A 19,296-nucleotide genomic window follows, 5' to 3' on the forward strand; every position below is an offset into this window, starting at 1 on the left:
GGGCAGGCGGCGCGGCCGCGGCGCCTGACGATCCGACAGCTTGCGGTTCGCGGCCGGGCGGAGGCGCCGATCCGCCCATGCGCCGGCCCGAACGCGCTAGGGCGGCGGTTCTGATGGAGAGCCCGATGTTGAGACGCCAATTCCCCGCCGTCGCCGCGGCCGTCGCCGCCCTGGCCCTCGGCGCAGGCGCCGCCCTGGCCGCCAGCCCGCACGACGGCGCCTGGGAATCCACGGCCGAAGGCACCTATTGGAGCAACGGCCAGCTTCCCAAGGACTTCAAGCTGACGCTCAATCTGAAGTTCGGCGACAACCGGCTGCAATACCACTCGGTCAACACCACGCGTCCGGACAAGCCGTTCCTGACCGACTACGAGACGAGCCTGGACGGCAAGCCCAATCCGTTCACCGGCCAGCCGCGCTTCGACCAGATCTCGGTGACCCGGCTCGGCCCCGACGAGTTCCAGATCCTGAAGCTGAAGGGCGGCGACGTGATCATCGGCGAGTTCTGGACCTTCAGCGCCGATGGCAAGACGCTGGTGCGCCGGGGCGTGGCCAAGTCGCCCGAGGGGATCTCGAAGGCCTACCAGGAGACCTTCATCAGGAAGTGACCGGCGTCAGGAAGTAAGCGGCCTCAGGAGGCGACCGTCGCCGGCGCGGCCTCCCGCGCCAGCTCCTCGCGCACCTGGGCGGCGATCTCGAAGGAGCGCAGGCGCGCGGCGTGATCGTAGATCTGCGAGGTGAGCATCAGCTCGTCGGCGCCCGTGCGGGCGATGAACTCGGCGATCTGGGCCTTCACCGTCGCCGGCGCGCCGACGGCCGAGCAGGCCTGCAGCTCGGCGACCTGGGCGCGCTCCTGCGGCAGGAGGGTCGCCTCGAAGGCCGCGTCCGGCGGCTGCAGCGGCGAGGGCTGGCCCCGGCGCAGGTTGACGAAGGCCTGGATCACCGAGGTGCGCAGATAGCGCGCCTGTTCGTCGGTGTCGGCGGCGAAGACGTTGAAGCCCAGCATCACATAGGGCTTGTCCAGCGTGGGCGAGGGGGTGAAGCGGTCGCGGTAGATGCGGATCGCCGCCTCCATCTGCTGGGGGGCGAAATGCGAGGCGAAGGCGTAGGGCAGGCCGAGCGCGGCGGCGAGCTGGGCGCCGAAGAGGCTGGAGCCCAGGATCCAGACGGGCACGTCCAGCCCGGCGCCGGGCACCGCGCGGATGCGCTGGCCGGGCTGCTCCGGCTCGAAATAGGCCATCAGCTCCACGACGTCCTGCGGGAAGCGGTCGACCTCGGAGGCCAGCGTCCGGCGAAGGGCGTGGGCGGTGAGCTGGTCGGTGCCCGGCGCGCGGCCGAGGCCCAGGTCGATCCGGCCCGGAAACAGCGAGGCCAGGGTGCCGAACTGTTCGGCGATCACCAGCGGCGCGTGGTTGGGCAGCATGATCCCGCCGGCGCCGACGCGGATGGTGCGGGTGCCGGCGGCCACGTGGCCGATCACCACGGCGGTGGCGGCGCTGGCCACGCCCGGCATGTTGTGATGCTCGGCCAGCCAATAGCGCTTGTAGCCCCACGCCTCGGCGTGCTGGGCGAGGTCGAGCGTGTTGCGGAAGGATTGGGCCGCGTCGCTCCCCTGGAGGATCGGCGACAGGTCGAGGACCGAGAACGGGATCATGTCCCTGCATATGGGATGAGGCGCGCGCAGCGCCAGCGCCCGCGCTTGGCGAAATAAATTTACGCGGTATATCTATCGCCGCGACCGCCGGCGCGGCGGCGAACAGGGAGAGACGCCATGGACAGGCAAGCCGAGTTCGACATCATCGTCTATGGCGCGAGCGGCTTCACCGGCCGGCTGGTGGCCGAGTATCTGGCCAAGGCCTATGGCGTCGGGAAAGACCTGAAGTGGGCCATGGCCGGGCGCAGCCTCGACAAGCTGGCGGCCGTGCGCGACGAGATCGGCGCGCCGAAGGAGACCCCGCTGGTCGAGGCCGACGCCGACGACCCGGCGTCGCTGAAGGCCATGGCCGCACGCACCAAGGCGGTGATCACCACGGTCGGCCCCTACCAGCTCTATGGCGAGGCCCTGGTCGCGGCCTGCGCCGAGGCGGGGACCGACTATCTGGACCTGTGCGGCGAGCCGGCCTGGATGCGCAAGATGATCGACGCCTACGACGCCAAGGCCAAGGCGAGCGGGGCGCGGATCGTCTTCTCCTGCGGCTTCGATTCCATCCCCTTCGAGCTGGGCGTGTTCTTCCTGGAGGAGACCGCCAAGAAGACGCTGGGAACGACCGTGCCCAGGGCCAAGGGCCGGGTGCGCAAGATGCAGGGCGGCTTCTCCGGCGGCACGGCGGCCAGCCTGAAGGCGACCATGGCCGCCGCGGCCAAGGATCCGGGCGTGGTGGCGCTGCTGATGAACCCCTTCGCCCTGACGCCCGGCTTCGAGGGGCCGGCCCAGCCGCCGGGCATGGCGCCGGAACTCGACCCGGACCTGGGCATGTGGACCGCGCCGTTCGTCATGGCGCCGATCAACACCCGCAACGTGCACCGCTCCAACGCGCTGCTCGGCCACGCCTATGGGACCGACTTCGTCTACGACGAGATGATGATCACCGGGCCGGGCGAGCAGGGCGAGGCGATGGCCAAGGCCGTCGCCCAGATGGGCTCGCAGGCCCTGGGCGGCGAGAACGCGCCCAAGCCGGGCGAGGGGCCCAGCAAGGAAGAGCGTGAAGCCGGCTTCTACGACGTGCTGTTCGTGGGGACGGCCAAGGACGGCCGCCAGGTGCGCGTCGCGGTCAGCGGCGACAAGGACCCGGGCTACGGCTCGACCTCGAAGATGATCGCCGAGGCGGCCATCTGCCTGGTGAAGGACACCGCCGAGGTTCCCGGCGGAATCTGGACCCCTGGCGCGGCCATGGGGAACAGGCTGATCAAGCGCCTGACCGAGAACGCCGGCCTGAAGTTCGAGGTGGAGGCGGCTTAGGGCCGCGCGGCCGGGTCACGCCGGCGAGCGCGAGGCTTGACGTCTCGCGTCTTACGCAACATATGAAGTTGCATGAGGCGCAACAGCCAACTGTCCGGCGTGCTCCATGTGCTGCTGCACATGGCCGAGCACGATACGCCCAGCACGTCCGAAGCCCTCGCCAAGGCCATGGCGACCAACCCGGTGGTGATCAGGCGGATCCTGGCCGGCCTGCGCAAGCGCGGCGTCGTGCGGTCCGAGAAGGGCCATGGCGGAGGCTGGAGCATCGCCCGGCCGCTTGGCGAGATCACCCTCGGCGAGGTCTATGAAGCCCTGGGCAGTCCGGAGCTTCTTGCGATCGGCAATCGGACCGAGACGCCGGACTGCCTTGTGGAGCGGGCGGTGAACGCGCGGTTGGGGGCGGTTTTTCACGACGCCGAGGATCTGATTCTGGCCGGCCTGCGGTCCGTGACCCTGGCCGCGCTCAGCGCCGACGTCCATGCCAGGGCCGCCAGCGGCGGCGCGCGCTCGGGCGAGGAGCATCTGGCCCATGCGCGCTGAGGATGGTTCGAAGGTCTTTCTCGCGGCCTTTTCCGACCCGAAGGCTGTGGCGAACTACGCCGAGGGTCCGCGGCGCATGGTGCCGGGCCTGGAGGCCTTGCACCGCATGTGCGGGGTGCTGCTGCACGAGCGGGCGCCCGACGCCGCCAGGGTGCTTGTCGTGGGCGCGGGCGGCGGGCTGGAACTGAAATTCCTGGCGCAGGCCTATCCCGGCTGGACCTTCGTCGGCGTCGATCCGGCCGCCGAGATGCTTCGCGAGGCCGAACGCACGCTTGGCGAACTGAACGCCAGGGTGGAGCTGGTGCAGGGCTATGTCGAGGACGTGGCGTCGGGCGATTTCGACGCGGCGACCTGCCTGCTCACGCTGCACTTTCTCGGCCACGAGGATCGGCGTCGAACGGCGGCAGAGATCCACGGCCGGCTCACGCCAGGCGCCCCGTTCGTCGCCGCGCACGGCAGCTTTCCGCAGGGGTCGGCGGAGCGCGATCTCTGGCTGGACCGCTATGCGGCCTATGCGATCGCCTCCGGCGTCGAGCCGGAGCGGGCGCGGGCGGCGCGCGATGCGGTGTCGGACAGCGTGAACATGATGGCCCCGGAATATGACGAAGCCATCCTGCGCGAGGCCGGCTTCAAGGACGTAGCGCTCTTCTACGCCGCCTTCACCTGGCGCGGCTGGTGCGGCTGCGCCTAGAGCCCTGTCCGTTCAAATGGAACCATTTGGGCGGAAGAATAGTACGATAATTCAAAGGTATGGTGCGCCCCGGCCGCAAGGCCGTCACCCACTTTCGCGGATCGCTTCCTAGGCCGCGGCCCTGAACCGCACGGGCATCGACCTGGGCCCCGAAATGAAGTTGGACGCCAGCCACTGAGGCTCGCCGGCCAGGGCGAAGCCGTCCATGCGGGTCAGCACCTCGCGCAGCATGGCGTCGATCTCGATGCGGGCGATGTGCTGGCCAAGGCAGCCGTGCGGGCCGACGCCGAAGGCGATGTGCTCGTTGTCAGCGCGCGACAGGTCCAGCCGGTCGGGCCGGTCGAAGCGGGCCGGGTCGCGGTTGGCCGAGCCGAAGTACATGATCACCTTGTCGCCCTCGGCGATCCGGGCGCCGTGGAGCTCGAGATCGCGGGTGGCGGTGCGGCGCATGTAGATCACCGGGCTCGCCCAGCGCAGCAGCTCCTCGCGGGCGGCCGGCAGGCGCGCGTCCAGGTCGGCCTTCAACCAGGCGAGCTGATCGGGATGGTCGAGCAGGGCCAGCATCCCCGACGACAAGAGGTTGCGGGTGGTGTCGCCGCCGGCGTCGACCAGCAGCAGGAAGAACAAGAGGAAGTCCATGTCGTCCAGGCGCTTGCCGTCGACCTCGGCGGCGAGCAGGCGGCTGGCGAGGTCGTCGGCGGGCCGGGCGCGCTTCTCGGCCATGATCCGCGCGCCGTATTCGAACATCTTCATCACCGCCGCCGCCCCGGCGCCCTCGGGCAGGGCCTCGGGGGCGGTGTGGATGGTCTCGGTCAGCTTGTAGAGCTCGCGCCCGTCGTCGAGCGGCAGGCCCATCAGCTCGGCGATGACGTAGGACGGCATCTCGCCGGCGACCTCGGCGACGAAGTCGCATTCGCCGCGGGCGGCCACGGCGTCGACGATCTGGCGGGCGAGGGCGGCGATGCGCTCGGCGCGCAGGGCCGAGGCGGGGCGGGTGAACTCGGCGCGGATCAGCTTGCGGTAGGCCGTGTGCCCCGGCGGATCCATCATCAGCATCATCTTGTGCTCGCCGAAGGCGTTCGCCTGTTCCGCCGCCGGATCGGTCATCATGACGGTGGGCTCGGACGAGAAGGCCTGGAAGTCGCGATCGACGGCGAAGACGTCGTCGTAGCGGGTGACGGCCCAGAAGCCGGGCCCGTCCGGCTCGGCGTGGCGATAGACCGGGGCGTTCTCCCGCAGCCAGCGGAACTGGTCGTGCGGCTGGCCCGCGGCGAAGCTCGCCGGGCTGATCAGGTCGATGTTCATTCTTGGCCTCCCTGACCTGCACCATCAGCGGCGCGGGCGACGGGTTCAAGCATCGGCGCGGAAGAAATCGTCGCCCCGGCCGCGCGTGCGCAAGCCGGCCCGAGACCAAACCGAACGGTGTTCGAGAAGCGGGCCGCGTTCGCCGAACGCGGCTATAGATTTCGTTTCGCGCCCGATTTCGCGACATCTTGCGCAATGTCGTCATGAATGACCGGCCCGTGTTGCGAATTCCGCACTTGGGACTTTCCTCCGGGGCAAGATCGTGTCTCGTTCCCCGCCGCAGGGACTCGCGGCCGCACGGGCCGCGTCAGCGGGATGAGCGGCGTATGACGGTGATGAAGAACGGCAAGGGCGCGACGGGCGCGGGTCTGGTTCTGGCGGCGGCGCTGTTCGCGACGGCGGCCTGGGCCGAGGGGCCGGCCACGGCGATCATGGGGGCCACGGTGTTCGACGCCACCGGCGCGGCGCCCCACGTGGCCAACGTGGTGATCGAGGACGGCCGGATCGTCGCCGTCGGACCCAAGGTGAAGGCGCCCAAGGGCGCCAAGGTGATCAAGGCCAAGGGCCTGGCGCTGCTGCCCGGCTTCTACGACGTGCACACCCACTGGACACCGGCCGGCGATCCGGGCCTGACGCCGGAAATCGCCACGGCCTACGTGAAGGCCGGCGTGACCACGGTGGACGACTTCCACGAGCAGCCGGAATCCTTCGCCCCGCGCCGGCGCTGGATCGCGAGCCTGGCCTCGCCGCACGTGAACTTCACCGCGCGCATGTCCACCCCCGGCGGCCACGGCGCCGACTGGGCCGACGAGAACACCACCCGCTGGGTGAACACGCCGCAGTCGGCGCGCACCGAGGTGGACGGACTGCTGAAGTACAAGCCCGACCTGATCAAGGCGTTCACCGACGGCTGGCGCTACGGCCTGTCGGCCGACAACACCAGCATGGGCGAGGACACGCTCGCGGCCCTGGTGGACGAGGCGCACAAGAACGGGCTGAAGGTGCTGACGCACACCGTGACGGTGAAGCGCGGCAAGGAAGCGGCCGAGGCGAAGGTGGACGTGATCGCCCACAGCCTGCAGGACGAGGAGATCGACCAGGAGACGGTCGACCTGATGGTGGCCAACCACACCGCCTACGCCCCGACCCTGGCGGTCTACGAACCGGGCAAGGGCGGCAAGCCGCTGGATCCGAACGATCCGCGCACGGCCCAGAGCCTCAAGAAGTTCGACAACGCCTTGCATAACGTGAAGGTGCTGCACGACGCCGGCGTGCTGGTGGCGCTGGGCACCGACGCGGGCATGACCGGCACGCCCCACGGGGTCTCGACGCTGCATGAAATGGAGCTGCTGGTGAAGGCCGGCCTGACGCCGACCGACGCGCTGATGGTCGGCACGGCCAACAGCGCCAAGGCCGTCGGCCAGCTCGCCGACCGCGGCACGATCGAGCCGGGCAAGCGCGCCGACATCGTGCTGATCAAGGGCCAGCCCTGGGTGAACATCTCCGACGTGCGCAACACCGAGGACGTGTTCATCGACGGCAAGCTGGTCTACGGGCCGGGCGTCAGCCTGCCGGCGGCCAACAGCGAGCGCTCGATGCCGGCGATCAAGGTCGAAGCGCCGATGATCGACGACTTCGAATCCGACCGGTCGAACCGCGACACCCTGCGCCTGGACGACATGGACGGCGGCATCGACCGCACCGTGCAGGTGAGCCAGACGATCGCCCGCGCGGACGGGGACGGACACGCGCTGAGCCTGGACGCGCGCATGGCCGAGAAGAAGGGCCTGCACGCCGGGGTGATCATCCCCCTGAGCCGCGGCTCGGTGGAGCCGGTGGACGCCAGCACCTACAAGGGCGTGCGTTTCGAGATCCGCGGCGACGGCGGCGACTACGCCTTCGACGTCAACACCCTGAACGGGAGCTGGACCAAGACGCTGACGGCCGGTCCGCAGTGGAGCACCGTGGAGGTGCCGTTCACGGCGCTGGCGCCGGAGGCCGGGCGCGGCGGCGCCAAGGGGCCCTGGAGCGGCAAGGACCTGCTGCAGGTGGAGTTCGGCGGCGCCCGCGCCCCCGGCTCGACCCTGTGGCTCGAGGTCGACAACGTGAGCTTCTACTAGATCCGGGCGCAGGCGGACGGTTTGGGGAGGATTGGAGTTGGCTAAGTCTTTCAGGGGCCTGTGGCTGGCCCTGGCTCTGTGCGCGGGCCTGTCGGCGGGCGCGGCCCAGGCCGAGGTCAAGGGCATCACCTCGCCGAAGGAGGCCTTCGGCCACGACATCGGCGAGGACTACTTCCTGGCCGACTACAGCCAGGCCGAATCCTACCTGAAGACCCTGGCCGGCGAATCCGACCGGATGAAGCTGGTCGACATCGGCCCGACCGAGGAGGGCCGGCGCGAGTACATGGCCATCGTCTCCTCGCCGGCCAACCTGAAGAACCTGGGCCGCTACCAGGAGATCGCCCGCAAGCTCGCCCAGGCCAAGGGCGTCAGCGAGGACGAAGCCCGTGCCCTGGCCTCCGAAGGCAAGGCGGTGGTGTGGATCGACGGCGGGCTGCACGCCACCGAGACCGTGCCGCCCCAGGCGCTGATCGCCGCGCTCTACGACATCCTGACCCGCGACGACCCGGAGACGATGCGGATCCTGGACGACGTGGTCATCCTGTTCTCCGAGGTCAATCCGGACGGCATGCAACTGGTCAGCGACTGGTACATGCGCAACGAGGACCCGAAGAAGCGGGAGTACGATTTCCTGCCCCGGCTCTACACCAAGTACATCGGCCACGACGACAATCGCGACTACTACATGTCGGCGATGAAGGAGACGACCAACCTCAACCGGGTCTTCTTCCGCGAGTGGTTCCCGCAGATCATCTACAACCACCACCAGACCGGGCCGGCCGGGACGGTGGTGTTCATGCCGCCGTTCCGCGACCCCTTCAACTACAACTACGACCCGCTGGTGATGACCTCGCTGTCGGAGGTGGGGGCGGCCATGCACGGCCGCCTGGTGGCCGAGGGCAAGCCCGGCTCGACCATGCGCAGCGGGGCGACCTATTCGACCTGGAACAACGGCATGGAGCGCTCCATCGCCTACTTCCACAACGCCGTCGGCCTCTTGACCGAGATCATCGGCCACCCGACGCCGATGATGCTGCCGCTGGTGCCCAAGAACCAGTTGGCGCGCAACGACCTGCCCGAGCCGATCGCGCCGCAGGAATGGCACTTCAAGCAGTCGATCGCCTATTCGCTGTCGATCAACCGCGCGGTCCTGGACTACGCCTCGCGCAACCGCGAGCGCCTGTTGTTCAACATCTGGCGGATGGGGGAGAACTCCATCGAGCGCGGAAGCCAAGATTCCTGGACCGTCACGCCCAAGCGCATCGAGGCGCTGGAGGCCGCGGCCAAGGGCAAGCCGCTGGTGGGCGAGGGCCGCTTCCGGGGCGTGGAGCCCAGCCTCTACGACACCGTGCTGCATGATCCGGCGCTGCGCGACCCGCGCGGCTACGTCATCCCCGCCGACCAGGCCGACCTGCCGACGGCGATCGCCTTCCTGAACGCCCTGATCAAGACCGGCGTGGAGGTGGAGCGGGCGACCAAGCCGTTCACCGTGGCGGGCAAGACCTATCCGGCCGGCTCCTTCGTGGTGAAGACCGACCAGGCCTATCGCCCGCACGTGCTGGACATGTTCGAGCCGCAGGACCACCCGGACAACGTGGCCTATCCGGGCGGCCCGCCGATCCCGCCCTACGACGCCACCGGCTACACGCTCGCCCTGCAGATGGGCGTTAAGTTCGACCGCGTCCTCGACGGCTTCGACGGCCCGTTCGAGCCGGTCGCCGACGTGATGAGCCCGCCGCCCGGCAAGGTGATCGGCGCCGGCCGCGGCGGCTTCCTGGTGAGCCACGAGATCAACAACAGCTTCATCCTGTCCAACCGCCTGCTGAAGGCCGGCCAGCCGGTCTACTGGATCAAGCCGGGGGTGAAGGCCGCGGGCCGCGCGTTCGCGCCGGGCGCGCTGTGGGTTCCGGCCAGCGCCGAGAGCCGCGCCATCGTCGCCAAGGCGACCGCCGAGCTGGGCATCGACGCCTATGCGCTGGGCAAGGCCCCGGCCGGCGACCAGATCAAGCTGAAGCCCGTGCGCGTGGGCGTCGTCGACAAGTACGGCGGCGTGATGAGCGCCGGCTGGACGCGCTGGCTGATGGAGCAGTTCGAGTTCGACTACCAGCAGGTCTATCCGCAGCGCCTGGACGCGGGCGACCTGGCGAAGGACTTCGACGTGCTGGTCTTCGCCAACGGCGTGCTCGACGAGCCGGGCGGGCGCGGCCGGCCGCAGCCGGCGGCCGAGGACATTCCCGCCGAGTTCCGTCCCTGGCTGGGCCGGATCACGCCCGAGAAGACCTATCCGCAGATCGCAGCCTTCATGAAGGCTGGCGGCTCGGTGGTGGCGGTCGGGCCGTCGACCGCGCTGGCCCAGATCGTGGACGCCCCCGTCGCCAACGCCCTGGCCGACGCCAAGGGCGAGCCGCTGCCGAGCAAGGAGTTCTACATTCCCGGCTCGCTGCTGGAGGTGGCGGTGGACAACACCCAGCCGGTGGCCTTCGGCGCGCCCAAGACGATGGACGTCTACTTCGAGCGCAGCCCGGCCTTCACCCTGTCGGACGGGGTCAAGGCGGCGGCCTGGTATCCGCAGGGCGACGTGCTGCGCAGCGGTTGGGCGATGGGCCAGGAGCGGCTGTCGGGAACGGCGGCGGTGGTCGACCTGAAGGAAGGCGCCGGGCGGCTCTTCCTGATGGGACCGGAAGTGACGCAGCGGGCCCAGCCGCACGCTTCGTTCAAGTTCCTGTTCAACGCCTTGCAGTACGGGCCGGCGGCGTCCGCGCGCTAGTTCTTCCGTAAACGGACGGCCTTGGCCGGCGCGCCGCGTGAGCGGCGCGCCGGCTTCCGCTTACGTGAGGTCATAAAGACACAACCAGCGTTATTTTTGTGAAGATCGTGCAGTGATTGCGTGACCTTTGGCGATTCCGATGCGCTTAGAAGCTTTGAGATTTGGATTTCTGCGTCGGGGGGCTGGCCCGACACATCGGCATGTAACCGGGGGTAACACAGAGATGTTCGATCAATCATTGCGCAAGGTTCTATTGACCACGTCCGCGCTTTGCATCGCGGCCTCTTGGGGCGGCCAGGCGTTGGCGCAGGGCGGCGATGCGAACGCCGTCGAAGAAGTGGTCGTCGTCGGCTCGCAGATTGAAGGCTCGAAGGTCACCGAGGCGGTTCCGGTGACGGTGGTCGGCGAAGATCAGCTCGACTCCATCGCCGCGACGTCGGGCGACGACCTGTTCCGCTCGATCCCGCAGATGGGCGACGTGAGCTTCAACACGGCCTACCTGCCCAACTCGTCGAACAGCGCCCGCGGCGACGTGGGCTCGGTGAACCTGCGCAACTTGGGCGTCGGCAACACCCTGGTCCTGCTGAACGGCCGCCGCGTGGTGGCCCACCCGACCAGCCGCGCCGACGAGAACCTGGTGCCGGTCTTGACCTACAACACCAACGCCATCCCGGTGAGCGGGATCAAGCGGCTGGAGGTGCTGCGCGACGGCGGCGCGGCCCTGTACGGCTCCGACGCGGTGGCCGGCGTGGTCAACACCGTGCTGCAGGACGACTTCGACGGCCTGACGCTGGAAGCCCAGTACGGCGGCGCCGAGAACACCAGCCTGACCGAGAGCAAGTTCAACGTCACGGCCGGCCACAACTTCAAGGACGGCCGCGGGAACATCAGCCTGTTCGGCGCCTACACCAAGGGCACGGGCCTGAAGGCCTCCGACCAGGACTACACCGCCAGCGCCGACCTGCGCTCGCTGTTCAACGGCACGCGCTTCGACGGCTCCACCTCGCTGGACGGCCGCAGCGCGACCACGCCGTGGGGCTACTTCCAGGCGCTGTCCAGCGGCGCGGTGCGGGTGAACGGCACGGCCGTGACCTCCAGCGCCGGCTACTTCCACAACCAGCCGTCCACCAACGCCGGGTGCCTGTACGACTACGGCAACGGCTACTGCATCGACGACGGCTCGATCTCGACGACCAGCGTCGACCGCAACCTGCGCTTCGACGCGCCGAAGGCCTACGACACCAACGTGATCCCCAAGCTGGAGCGGGTGAACCTGTTCCTGACCGGGAACTACGAGCTGACCGACGAGGTCACCGCCTTCGGCGAGCTGGGCTACTACACGGCCACCACGCACAGCGTGCAGAGCTCCAGCGGCACGCTGTCGTCCATGCCGATCACGATCCCGGCGTCCAACTACTACAACCCCTTCGGCCCGACGACCTTCGCCGACGGGTCGGTCAACCCCAACCGCATCGCCGGGCTGAACATCTCCGACGCCGGCGTGCCGGTGATCCTGCGCACCTACAACTTCTCCGACGTGGGCCCCAACCACGTGGACGTGGAGAACAACCAGTGGCGCTTCCTGGCCGGCCTGCGCGGCGAGAAGTTCGGCTTCAAGTGGGAAGGCGCGCTGCTCTACTCCAAGGCCGAGGTGACCGACGTGTCCGACGGCATCAGCGCCACGGCCCTGCAGGCCCAGCTCGCGCTGTCGACGCCTGACGCCTACAACCCCTTCAACGGCGCGAACCTGACCGATCCGAGCCTGGCCGACACCACCTCGTCCAGCCAGGCGGCGATTGACGCCATCAAGATCCGCGTGACCCGTCACAGCACCAGCAGCCTGACCATGGCTGACTTCAAGGTGTCGCGTCCGGACCTGTTCGCGATCCCCGGCGGGGACGTGGGCTTCGCCGCGGGCGTGGAGTTCCGCCGCGAGACGCAGAAGGACGACCGCGACCCGCACGTCGACGGCACGATCAACTTCACCGACAGCGTCACCGGAACCGCCTACACCGGCGACCTGATCGGCACGAGCCCGTCGCCCGACACCAAGGGCGCGCGCACGGTGAGCTCGGCCTATCTGGAGTTCGCCGTGCCGGTGATCTCGCCGGACATGAACATCCCGTTCGCGCAGAGCGTCGAGCTGCAGCTCGCCGGCCGCTTCGAGGACTTCAGCGACGTCGGCTCGGTGACCAAGCCCAAGGCGGCCTTCGCCTGGGACATCATCGACGGCGTGCGGATCCGCGGCTCCTGGGCCCAGGGCTTCAAGGCGCCGAACCTGGAGCAGGTGAACGCCACCCTGGTGACGCGCTCGAACACCCGCACGGACTACATCCGCTGCGAGCAGGACCTGCGCGCGGGCCGGATCACCAGCTTCGCCAACTGCTCTGAATCCTTCGCGACCACCGCGCACCGGGCCGGCAACGCCGACCTGAAGCCGGAAGAATCCGAAACCTGGACCGGCGGCCTGGTGCTGGAGCCGACCTTCATTCCGTCGGACTACGGCCGCTTCACCTTCACCTTCGACTACTGGCGGGTGAAGCAGGACGGGATCGTCGGCCTGTTCGGCGAGGGCAACGCCCTGATCCTGGACTACCTGATGCGCGTGCAGGGCTCGAGCAACCCGAACGTGATCCGCGCCGCGCCGACCGCCGACGACATCGCCGCGGCGGCGGGCACGGGCCTGGATCCGGTGGGCGCGGTGCTCTACGTCAACGACCAGTACCAGAACCTGCTGCCGCAGGAGGCCCGCGGCTTCGACATCGGCGCCATGTGGCGTCTGAACGGCACGAAGTTCGGCGACTTCAGCCTCAGCTTCAACGCCGCGCGCCTGCTGAAGTTCTATCGCCAGCCCTCGCCGGCGATCGCCGCTCTGCTGGCGGCCCAGGAGGCGGGCGAGATCAACGCCGGCACCTCGATCACCGGCGGCGGCAGCCTGCTGCGCCAGGACGGCCGTCCGGAATGGAAGTGGTCGGCCTCGGGCACCTGGAGCTACGACCAGTGGCAGGTCGGCCTGTTCACCCAGTACATCGGCGACGTCGAGGACACCGGCCTGACCGACTCCAACGGCAACAACTGGGTGGTGGACTCGCAGATCACGGCCAACCTCTACGGCCAGTACGAGTTCACCGAGGGCCTGGCGGCCAACACCCGGGTGCGCCTGGGCGTGCGGAACCTCACCGACGAGAAGCCGCCGATCTCCTCGGACGGCTACCTGGCGGCCCTGTACCAGCCCTACAGCCGCTACTGGTACATCAACATCAAGAAGAGCTTCTAAGGCTCTGAACGATCGGACCAACGGATCGGCCCGCCTCACGGCGGGCCGATTTCGTTTGGGCGGCTACTTCTGGCCGAAGACGACGGCGTCGCCGCCGACCGGCAGGACGATGGTCATGCCGTCGTCCGCCAGGCGGTGCTCGGGACCGCCGACCGCGTCCATGCCCTTGGTGAAGGTCTCGGGCTTGAACATGGGCAGGCCCGCCTGGGTCAGGTGGGTGAGGACGAGCTGCTTGACGCCAGCGGCCTTGGCGATCTCCTCGGCCTCCACGGGGGTGGTGTGATAGGTGACGGTGTCGCCGATGATCGAGGCCATGCGCGGATTGCCCTGCATCTTCAGGCCCATGGACATCATCCTGGTCATGCCGTCGTTCTGCGCCTCGTGGATCAGCACGTCGGCGCCCTTGGCCGCCTCGGCCAGCGGCGGGAACTTGCGCGTGTCGCCGCTGATCACCACCGAGCGGCCCTTGTAGTCGAAGCGGTAGGCGAAGGCCGGCTTGGCCGGGCTGTGGTCCACGGCGATGGCGGTGACCACCAGGCCGTCCTTGGACCAGACCTCGGCGCGGCTGACGCCGTCGGCGCCGGGGGCGGGCAGGTCGACGACCTTCGCCTCCATCAGGCCCGCGGCGATGGGCAGGGCGATCCCGTCGTGCTCGTGGTGGGCGTTGCGGAAGACGTGGTCGGGCGCGTAGGCCTCGTTCATGCCCTCCACCAGCTTGTCGACGCCCTCCGGGCCGACCACGGGCAGGGGCGCGGGGCGGCCGGCGACCCAGCTCTGCATGTTGAATTCGCCAAGGTCGCCGATGTGGTCGGAGTGCAGGTGGGTGATGAACACCGCCTTCGCCGTCGCCAGCGGCATGCGCCAGAGCTGCAGGTTCTCGGCGGACTCCGGACCGATGTCGACGAGATAGAGGCCGCCGCCCGCCTGGATCGCCACGCACGGCTTGGCGCGGTCCTTCACGGGCAGGGGGCCGGAGGTGCCGCAGAAGGTGACGTCGAGGGCGTCGGGCTCGGCCGCCCGCGCCGCCATGGGCGCGACGCCCGCCGTCAGGGCCAGGGCGGCCGCCGCCGCCGAAATCCAGCGCAATCCGCGCATCGCATCCTCCCGGTTTTCACGCGCCCGTCGTTGTTTTCGCGGGGCGCGGAGAAATTGACATTATGCGCGCAATAATATCAAGCTCGACGCCGAAAGAAGGCCGGGCGAGGGATCCGGCCCGAGACCGGGAGGACGCCATGGCCGCCGATCAGGCCGTGCTGAACGACGAGCGCCTGACCCTGACCGGGGCGCCGGGCTCGCCCTACACCCGCAAGATGCTGGCGGTGCTGCGCTACCGGCGCATTCCCTACAGCTTCGACATCGGCGCCCACGGGCGCACGGACCTGCCGAGGCCGCAGGTGCAACTGCTGCCCACCTTCTACCTGCGCGGGGCGGACGGGGCGTTCGAGGCGGTGACCGATTCCACGCCGCTGATCCGCCGGTTCGAGACGGCGTTCGCCGGCCGCAACGTCGTTCCGCCCGACCCGGCGCTCGCCTTCATCGACGCCTTGATCGAGGACTATGGCGACGAGTGGCTGACCAAGGCGATGTTCCACTATCGCTGGGCCTATGAGGCGGACATCGACCGCTCGGCGCGCGTGCTTCCCAATTGGCGGCAGGCGGCGATGACGGACGAGGAGCTCGCCAGGGCCGGCGAGATGTTCGCCGGCCGGCAGATTCCGCGCCTGCGCTACGTCGGCTCCAACGCCACGACCGGGCCGGTGATCGAGCGGAGCTACGAACGCTTCCTGGACGCCTTCGAGGAGCACCTGCGCCATCACCGCTTCCTGATGGGCGGGCGACCCGGCGCGTCGGACTTCGGCGTGTTCGGCCAGCTCACGCAGCTCGCCCTGTTCGATCCGACGCCCATGGCCGTGACACTGGAGCGCGCGCCCCGGGTGATGGCCTGGACGATGATGATGGAGGACCTGTCGGGCCTGGAGCCGGCGGACGGCGACTGGCTGGACGCCAAGGCCCTGCCGGCGAGCCTGATCGCCGTCCTGAAGGAGATCGGCCGGGTCTATCCGCCGCTGCTGCTCGCCAACGCCAAGGCGCTGATGGCGGGGGCCGAGGCGGTGGAGGCGGTGGTGGACGGCCAGCCCTGGACGCAGCAGCCCTTCACCTACCAGGGCAAGTGCCTGGCCTGGCTGCGGCGCGACTACGCCGCGCTGGACGCCGGGGCCAAGGCGAGCGTGGACAGGGCCCTGGCGGGCACGGGCTGCGAGGCGCTGGTCTAGGCTAGGCGTCCTTGCGGCGGCGCAGGGAGAGCGCCAGGAAGACCAGGGTCAGCGGCACGACGATCAGGCTGGCGTAGTGCTCGGGCGGATGATGGCCGCCGACGGGCGGGCGCAGCACCCAGCCCTGCAGCGCCATCAGCCCGCGCTCGACGATGACCAGCGCCAGGAACAGCGGCGTCAGCGGCCGGTAGCGCAGGGCGACGGCCAGCATGGCCAGGCCGAGCGCCAGCTGGGTCGCGCCCTCCCAGGCGAAGACGCCGACGACGAGATCGCGCTGCTCCCCGAGGTCGAGCCCGGCGATCCCCACCGCCCCGCCGTTCGGGGCGAAGCTGTGGATCAGCGCCGGGACGATGGTGAGCACGGCCAGCAGGCCGAGGAACGCGGCCGAGACACGCGCGCCGGCGTACTGGCGGTTGGTGGACGGGGGCAGGAAGGCCACGGCGCGGCTCCCGCCTAGTTGTCCCACATGATGTATTCCTCGCCGGCCTTCTGCGGCACGCCCTCGGGGTGGTCGATGAACACCGGACCCTGCAGCAGCGAGGGCCACAGCGGCTTGGCGTCCTCCTTGTCCTGGGCGGCGAGCATGGCGAGCATGGTCTTCACCCGATCCGGCTGGGCCTTGGACAGGTCATGCTGCTCGGTGGGGTCGGAGGCCAGGTCGAACAGCCAGACCTTGTTCTGCGACTCGCTGGACTGCAGCTTCCAGTCGCCGTCGAGCACCACCTTGTACTGGCCCGAGCGCCAGAACAGCGTCTGGTGCGGCCGGCCGGTCGCCTTGCCGTCGGCGTAGGGGATCAGGTCGACGCCGTCGATCTTGCGGTCGGTAGGCAGGCCCGCTCCGGCCGCGGCCGCGGCGGTGGCGAAGATGTCCACGTGGCCGACCGGATAGTCGAAGTGCGATCCGGCCGGGATCTGCCCGGGCCAGCGCATGAAGAAGGGCGCGCGCACGCCGCCTTCGAAGAAGGTCGACTTCCAGCCGCGGAAGGGCTTGTTGATGTCGGGCAGGCCGATGTAGCCGGCGCCGCCGTTGTCGCTGGTGAAGATCACCAGGGTGTTCTGGTCCAGGCCCTCGTCCTTCAGCGCCTGCAGAAGCTTGCCGACGTTGCGGTCCAGGTTGCGCACCATGGCCGCATAGACCCGCAGGCGGTGGTCCTTGATCTGCGGCAGGGCGTCATAGTCGGCCTTGGTGGCCTGCAGCGGGGTGTGCACCGCGTTGGGCGCGAAGAACATGAAGAACGGCCGGTTCCGGTTGGCCCTGATCGCCTCGACCGCCTCGTCGGCGAGGTAGTCGGTCATGTAGCCCTTGGGCTCGAACATCTTGGAGCCGTTGAACTGCACCTCGTAGGGCAGGTTGGGCCACAGGAAGCGGTCGATCGGATCCCACGGTTGCTTGGAGTTCTCCACGTTCGGATCGTTCTCGGGCAGGTACATCGAGGCGCCGGCGATGAAGCCCAGGCTCTCGTCGAAGCCCTGCTGCTCGGGCCGCGTGCCCGGCGCGCCGCCCAGGTGCCACTTGCCGAAGTGCAGGGTGTGGTAGCCGCGCGTCTTCAACAGCTCGGCGATGGTGATCTCGCTGGCCGGCATGGCCAGGGTGTCCAGCGGCGGCACGTCCTTGACCCGGTCCTTGAAGAACTTCGGTTTGACGATGGCGCCCGGCTCGGACTCGGTGCCGACCATGCGCTCGAAGGCGACCGGGGCCGGCGTGAACTCGAAGCCGAAGCGGGTGGCGTAGCGGCCGGTCATGATCGCCGCGCGCGAAGGCGCGCAGGTGGCGTTGCCGGTGTAGCCGTGGGTGAAGCTGATCCCGTCGTGGGCGATGGAATCGATGTTGGGGGTGGGAACCGCGCCGCCGGCCACGCCGCCGCCGTCGCCGGTGATGTCGTTGTAGCCCATGTCGTCGGCGAGGATGAAGACGATGTTCGGCGGCCGGTCGCCGGTGGGCGGCGCCGGCGGGCCCTGGTTCCAGACCACCGGCATGTTGGGCTCCACGTGCGGCTTCTTCAGCCGCGCGATCGCGGAGAGCACGAAATCCCGGTTCATCGCCGCCGCGCCCACGAGCACGGCCAGGACGAGCACAACCCCGCCGATCCAGGTCAAGACCTTCATAGCGTTCTCCCCATCCGCACGGTGGCGGTCGTTGGTCTTATTCGGGGAGGAGCATATGATATGACACTATATGTGTCGATAGTTTGTTTCGACGTCCGCGGGCGCCGGCGGAACGCGTGTCCCGGACCGCTTCAGGCGGCCGCGCGGGCCTTCAGGCCCTGTTGCTCCAGGCGCCATTTGAACTGGTCGAAACGGTCCTGGCCGAAGAAGGGCTCGCCGTTGAAGGAGATCATCGGCACGCCGTAGTGGCCGGCGGCGCGCTGGGCGACCTGGCTCTCCTCGATCACCGCGTGCAGGCGATCGGCCTCGGCGTCGGCGGCCGCGTTGAGCTCGGCCGGGTCCAGGCCGGCGCGGACGGCGGCCTTGTCCAGGTGGTCGCCCTCGGGCCAGTTGTCGACCTCGCCGCTCCAGATCACCCGGCTCGCCTCCGCCAGGTACTGCAGGCCGCGGCCGCGCTCGGCGGCGGCCACGCCCAGGCGGGTGAGGCGATGGATGTAGGGCTGCTCCTTGGGATAGGTGCGGGTGGCCATGTCCATGAACACCGGATCGGGCCGGGGCCAGCGGAACGGCAGGCCGAGGAACGCGGCCTCGCGGTGGATGTCGGTCATGAAGTAGCTGAACCAGAGCGGATCGCGGGTCTCGAAGAACTCCGGCGTGCGCACGGCCAGCGGATAGACGGGACGGATCACGCCCTTGACGTCATAAGCCTCCTCCAGCGCGATCAGACGCGGCACGATCATGTAGGAGTAGGGCGAGCGGAAGGACCAGTAGAGCTCGTAGGAAAGGGTCACGTGGCGTCCTCCGCATTGTCTTTGGCGCATTGTCGTTATGGATCAGATTATGGCATATGCCGCGCCATAATCAACGTGCAGTCGGGAGGGCTTGAAGATGCGCATGGTGGTTCGAGGGCTGGTGTGCGTGGCCGGCGTGCTGGCGCTGTTCCTGGCCGTCCAGTTCTGGCTGCATCCGGCCGAGCCGGCCAAGCGCCTGGGGCTGGAAGCGGTCGGCGCGCTCGGCATGGCCACGGTGCGGGCGGACATGGCCGGCTTTTTCGCCGCGGCCGGGGCGCTGTCGCTGGCGGCGGCGATCCGCGGCGAGGCGAAGCTGATGACCGCGCCGCTGCTGATGGTCGCCGTGGCCCTGGCCGGACGGCTCTTCAACGTCTGGCAGCTCGGCTATTCGCCGGCCCAGGCCGCGCCGATGGCGATCGAGGCGGCGCTGGTGGTGCTGTTCGGCTTCGCGCGCCGCGGGCTCTGAC

The 19,296-nt window shown here is 69.2% G+C and carries 15 protein-coding genes; 9 read left to right on the plus strand and 6 right to left on the minus strand.

What is annotated here, in order from left to right; all coding sequences use genetic code 11:
- Nucleotides 1-125: 125 nt before the first annotated feature.
- Entirely contained in the window at nucleotides 126-608 is a 483-nt protein-coding gene (locus tag ACE3TA_RS00655; protein ID WP_374569756.1) for a hypothetical protein, read from the plus strand.
- Nucleotides 609-631: 23 nt separating this feature from the next.
- Here ACE3TA_RS00655 and ACE3TA_RS00660 read toward each other — a convergent pair whose 3' ends face one another.
- A complete protein-coding gene (locus ACE3TA_RS00660; RefSeq protein WP_374569758.1) occupies nucleotides 632-1,654 on the minus strand; it encodes an LLM class flavin-dependent oxidoreductase in 1,023 nt (340 codons plus the stop codon).
- Nucleotides 1,655-1,771: 117 nt separating this feature from the next.
- Here ACE3TA_RS00660 and ACE3TA_RS00665 point away from each other — a divergent pair, with 117 nt between their 5' ends.
- The 3 genes from ACE3TA_RS00665 (at nucleotide 1,772) to ACE3TA_RS00675 (ending at nucleotide 4,190) form a co-directional block, all read left to right on the plus strand.
- Nucleotides 1,772-2,959 carry a trans-acting enoyl reductase family protein gene (locus ACE3TA_RS00665; RefSeq protein ID WP_374569759.1) on the plus strand — a complete coding sequence of 396 codons (1,188 nt, stop codon included), beginning with the start codon at nucleotides 1,772-1,774 and terminating at the stop codon, nucleotides 2,957-2,959.
- A gap of 72 nt (nucleotides 2,960-3,031) precedes the next feature.
- Entirely contained in the window at nucleotides 3,032-3,499 is a 468-nt protein-coding gene (locus tag ACE3TA_RS00670; RefSeq protein WP_374569760.1) for an Rrf2 family transcriptional regulator, read from the plus strand.
- Nucleotides 3,489-4,190, plus strand: a complete 702-nt coding sequence (locus ACE3TA_RS00675; protein WP_374569761.1) for a class I SAM-dependent methyltransferase — start codon at nucleotides 3,489-3,491, stop codon at nucleotides 4,188-4,190. The genes ACE3TA_RS00670 and ACE3TA_RS00675 overlap by 11 nt, the downstream gene beginning before the upstream one ends.
- 108 nt (nucleotides 4,191-4,298) lie before the next feature.
- Here the strand turns inward: ACE3TA_RS00675 and ACE3TA_RS00680 are convergent, their stop codons facing one another.
- Nucleotides 4,299-5,495 carry a cytochrome P450 gene (locus ACE3TA_RS00680; protein ID WP_374569763.1) on the minus strand — a complete coding sequence of 399 codons (1,197 nt, stop codon included), beginning with the start codon at nucleotides 5,493-5,495 and terminating at the stop codon, nucleotides 4,299-4,301.
- Nucleotides 5,496-5,821: 326 nt separating this feature from the next.
- Between ACE3TA_RS00680 and ACE3TA_RS00685 the strand changes: the two genes are divergently transcribed.
- The 3 genes from ACE3TA_RS00685 to ACE3TA_RS00695 all read left to right on the plus strand — a co-directional run bounded on the left by ACE3TA_RS00685 (nucleotide 5,822) and on the right by ACE3TA_RS00695 (nucleotide 13,659).
- On the plus strand, nucleotides 5,822-7,615 hold the full coding sequence (locus ACE3TA_RS00685; RefSeq protein ID WP_374569764.1) for a CIA30 family protein: 1,794 nt from the start codon (nucleotides 5,822-5,824) through the stop codon (nucleotides 7,613-7,615).
- A gap of 31 nt (nucleotides 7,616-7,646) precedes the next feature.
- Nucleotides 7,647-10,382 (plus strand): M14 metallopeptidase family protein, encoded by a 2,736-nt coding sequence (locus ACE3TA_RS00690; RefSeq protein WP_374569765.1) that lies wholly within the window; start codon nucleotides 7,647-7,649, stop codon nucleotides 10,380-10,382.
- A 253-nt stretch (nucleotides 10,383-10,635) separates the two neighbouring features.
- On the plus strand, nucleotides 10,636-13,659 hold the full coding sequence (locus tag ACE3TA_RS00695) for a TonB-dependent receptor domain-containing protein (RefSeq protein WP_374569766.1): 3,024 nt from the start codon (nucleotides 10,636-10,638) through the stop codon (nucleotides 13,657-13,659).
- Nucleotides 13,660-13,722: 63 nt separating this feature from the next.
- Here ACE3TA_RS00695 and ACE3TA_RS00700 read toward each other — a convergent pair whose 3' ends face one another.
- The gene (locus ACE3TA_RS00700) at nucleotides 13,723-14,754 is read right to left on the minus strand and encodes an MBL fold metallo-hydrolase (protein WP_374569768.1); all 1,032 of its coding nucleotides are present in this window, start codon (nucleotides 14,752-14,754) and stop codon (nucleotides 13,723-13,725) included.
- 137 nt (nucleotides 14,755-14,891) lie between these two features.
- Here ACE3TA_RS00700 and ACE3TA_RS00705 point away from each other — a divergent pair, with 137 nt between their 5' ends.
- Complete coding sequence (locus ACE3TA_RS00705; RefSeq protein ID WP_374569769.1) at nucleotides 14,892-15,932, plus strand: glutathione S-transferase N-terminal domain-containing protein; 1,041 nt, start codon at nucleotides 14,892-14,894, stop codon at nucleotides 15,930-15,932.
- 1 nt (nucleotide 15,933) lies between these two features.
- On the opposite strand, the gene ACE3TA_RS00710 is transcribed toward ACE3TA_RS00705, so the two are convergent.
- From ACE3TA_RS00710 to ACE3TA_RS00720, 3 genes are all read right to left on the minus strand, one after another.
- Nucleotides 15,934-16,371: a hypothetical protein gene (locus ACE3TA_RS00710; protein WP_374569770.1), complete on the minus strand. Its 438-nt coding sequence runs from the start codon at nucleotides 16,369-16,371 to the stop codon at nucleotides 15,934-15,936.
- Between the two features lie 14 nt (nucleotides 16,372-16,385).
- Nucleotides 16,386-18,038: a sulfatase-like hydrolase/transferase gene (locus ACE3TA_RS00715; RefSeq protein WP_374569771.1), complete on the minus strand. Its 1,653-nt coding sequence runs from the start codon at nucleotides 18,036-18,038 to the stop codon at nucleotides 16,386-16,388.
- Between the two features lie 131 nt (nucleotides 18,039-18,169).
- Nucleotides 18,170-18,829, minus strand: a complete 660-nt coding sequence (locus ACE3TA_RS00720; protein ID WP_374569772.1) for a 2-hydroxychromene-2-carboxylate isomerase — start codon at nucleotides 18,827-18,829, stop codon at nucleotides 18,170-18,172.
- Nucleotides 18,830-18,926: 97 nt separating this feature from the next.
- Here ACE3TA_RS00720 and ACE3TA_RS00725 point away from each other — a divergent pair, with 97 nt between their 5' ends.
- Nucleotides 18,927-19,295: a hypothetical protein gene (locus ACE3TA_RS00725; protein WP_374569773.1), complete on the plus strand. Its 369-nt coding sequence runs from the start codon at nucleotides 18,927-18,929 to the stop codon at nucleotides 19,293-19,295.
- The last annotated feature ends 1 nt before the right edge of the window (nucleotide 19,296 follow it).

It is taken from the genome of Phenylobacterium sp., assembly GCF_041916435.1.
Taxonomy (GTDB): Bacteria; Pseudomonadota; Alphaproteobacteria; order Caulobacterales; family Caulobacteraceae; genus Phenylobacterium.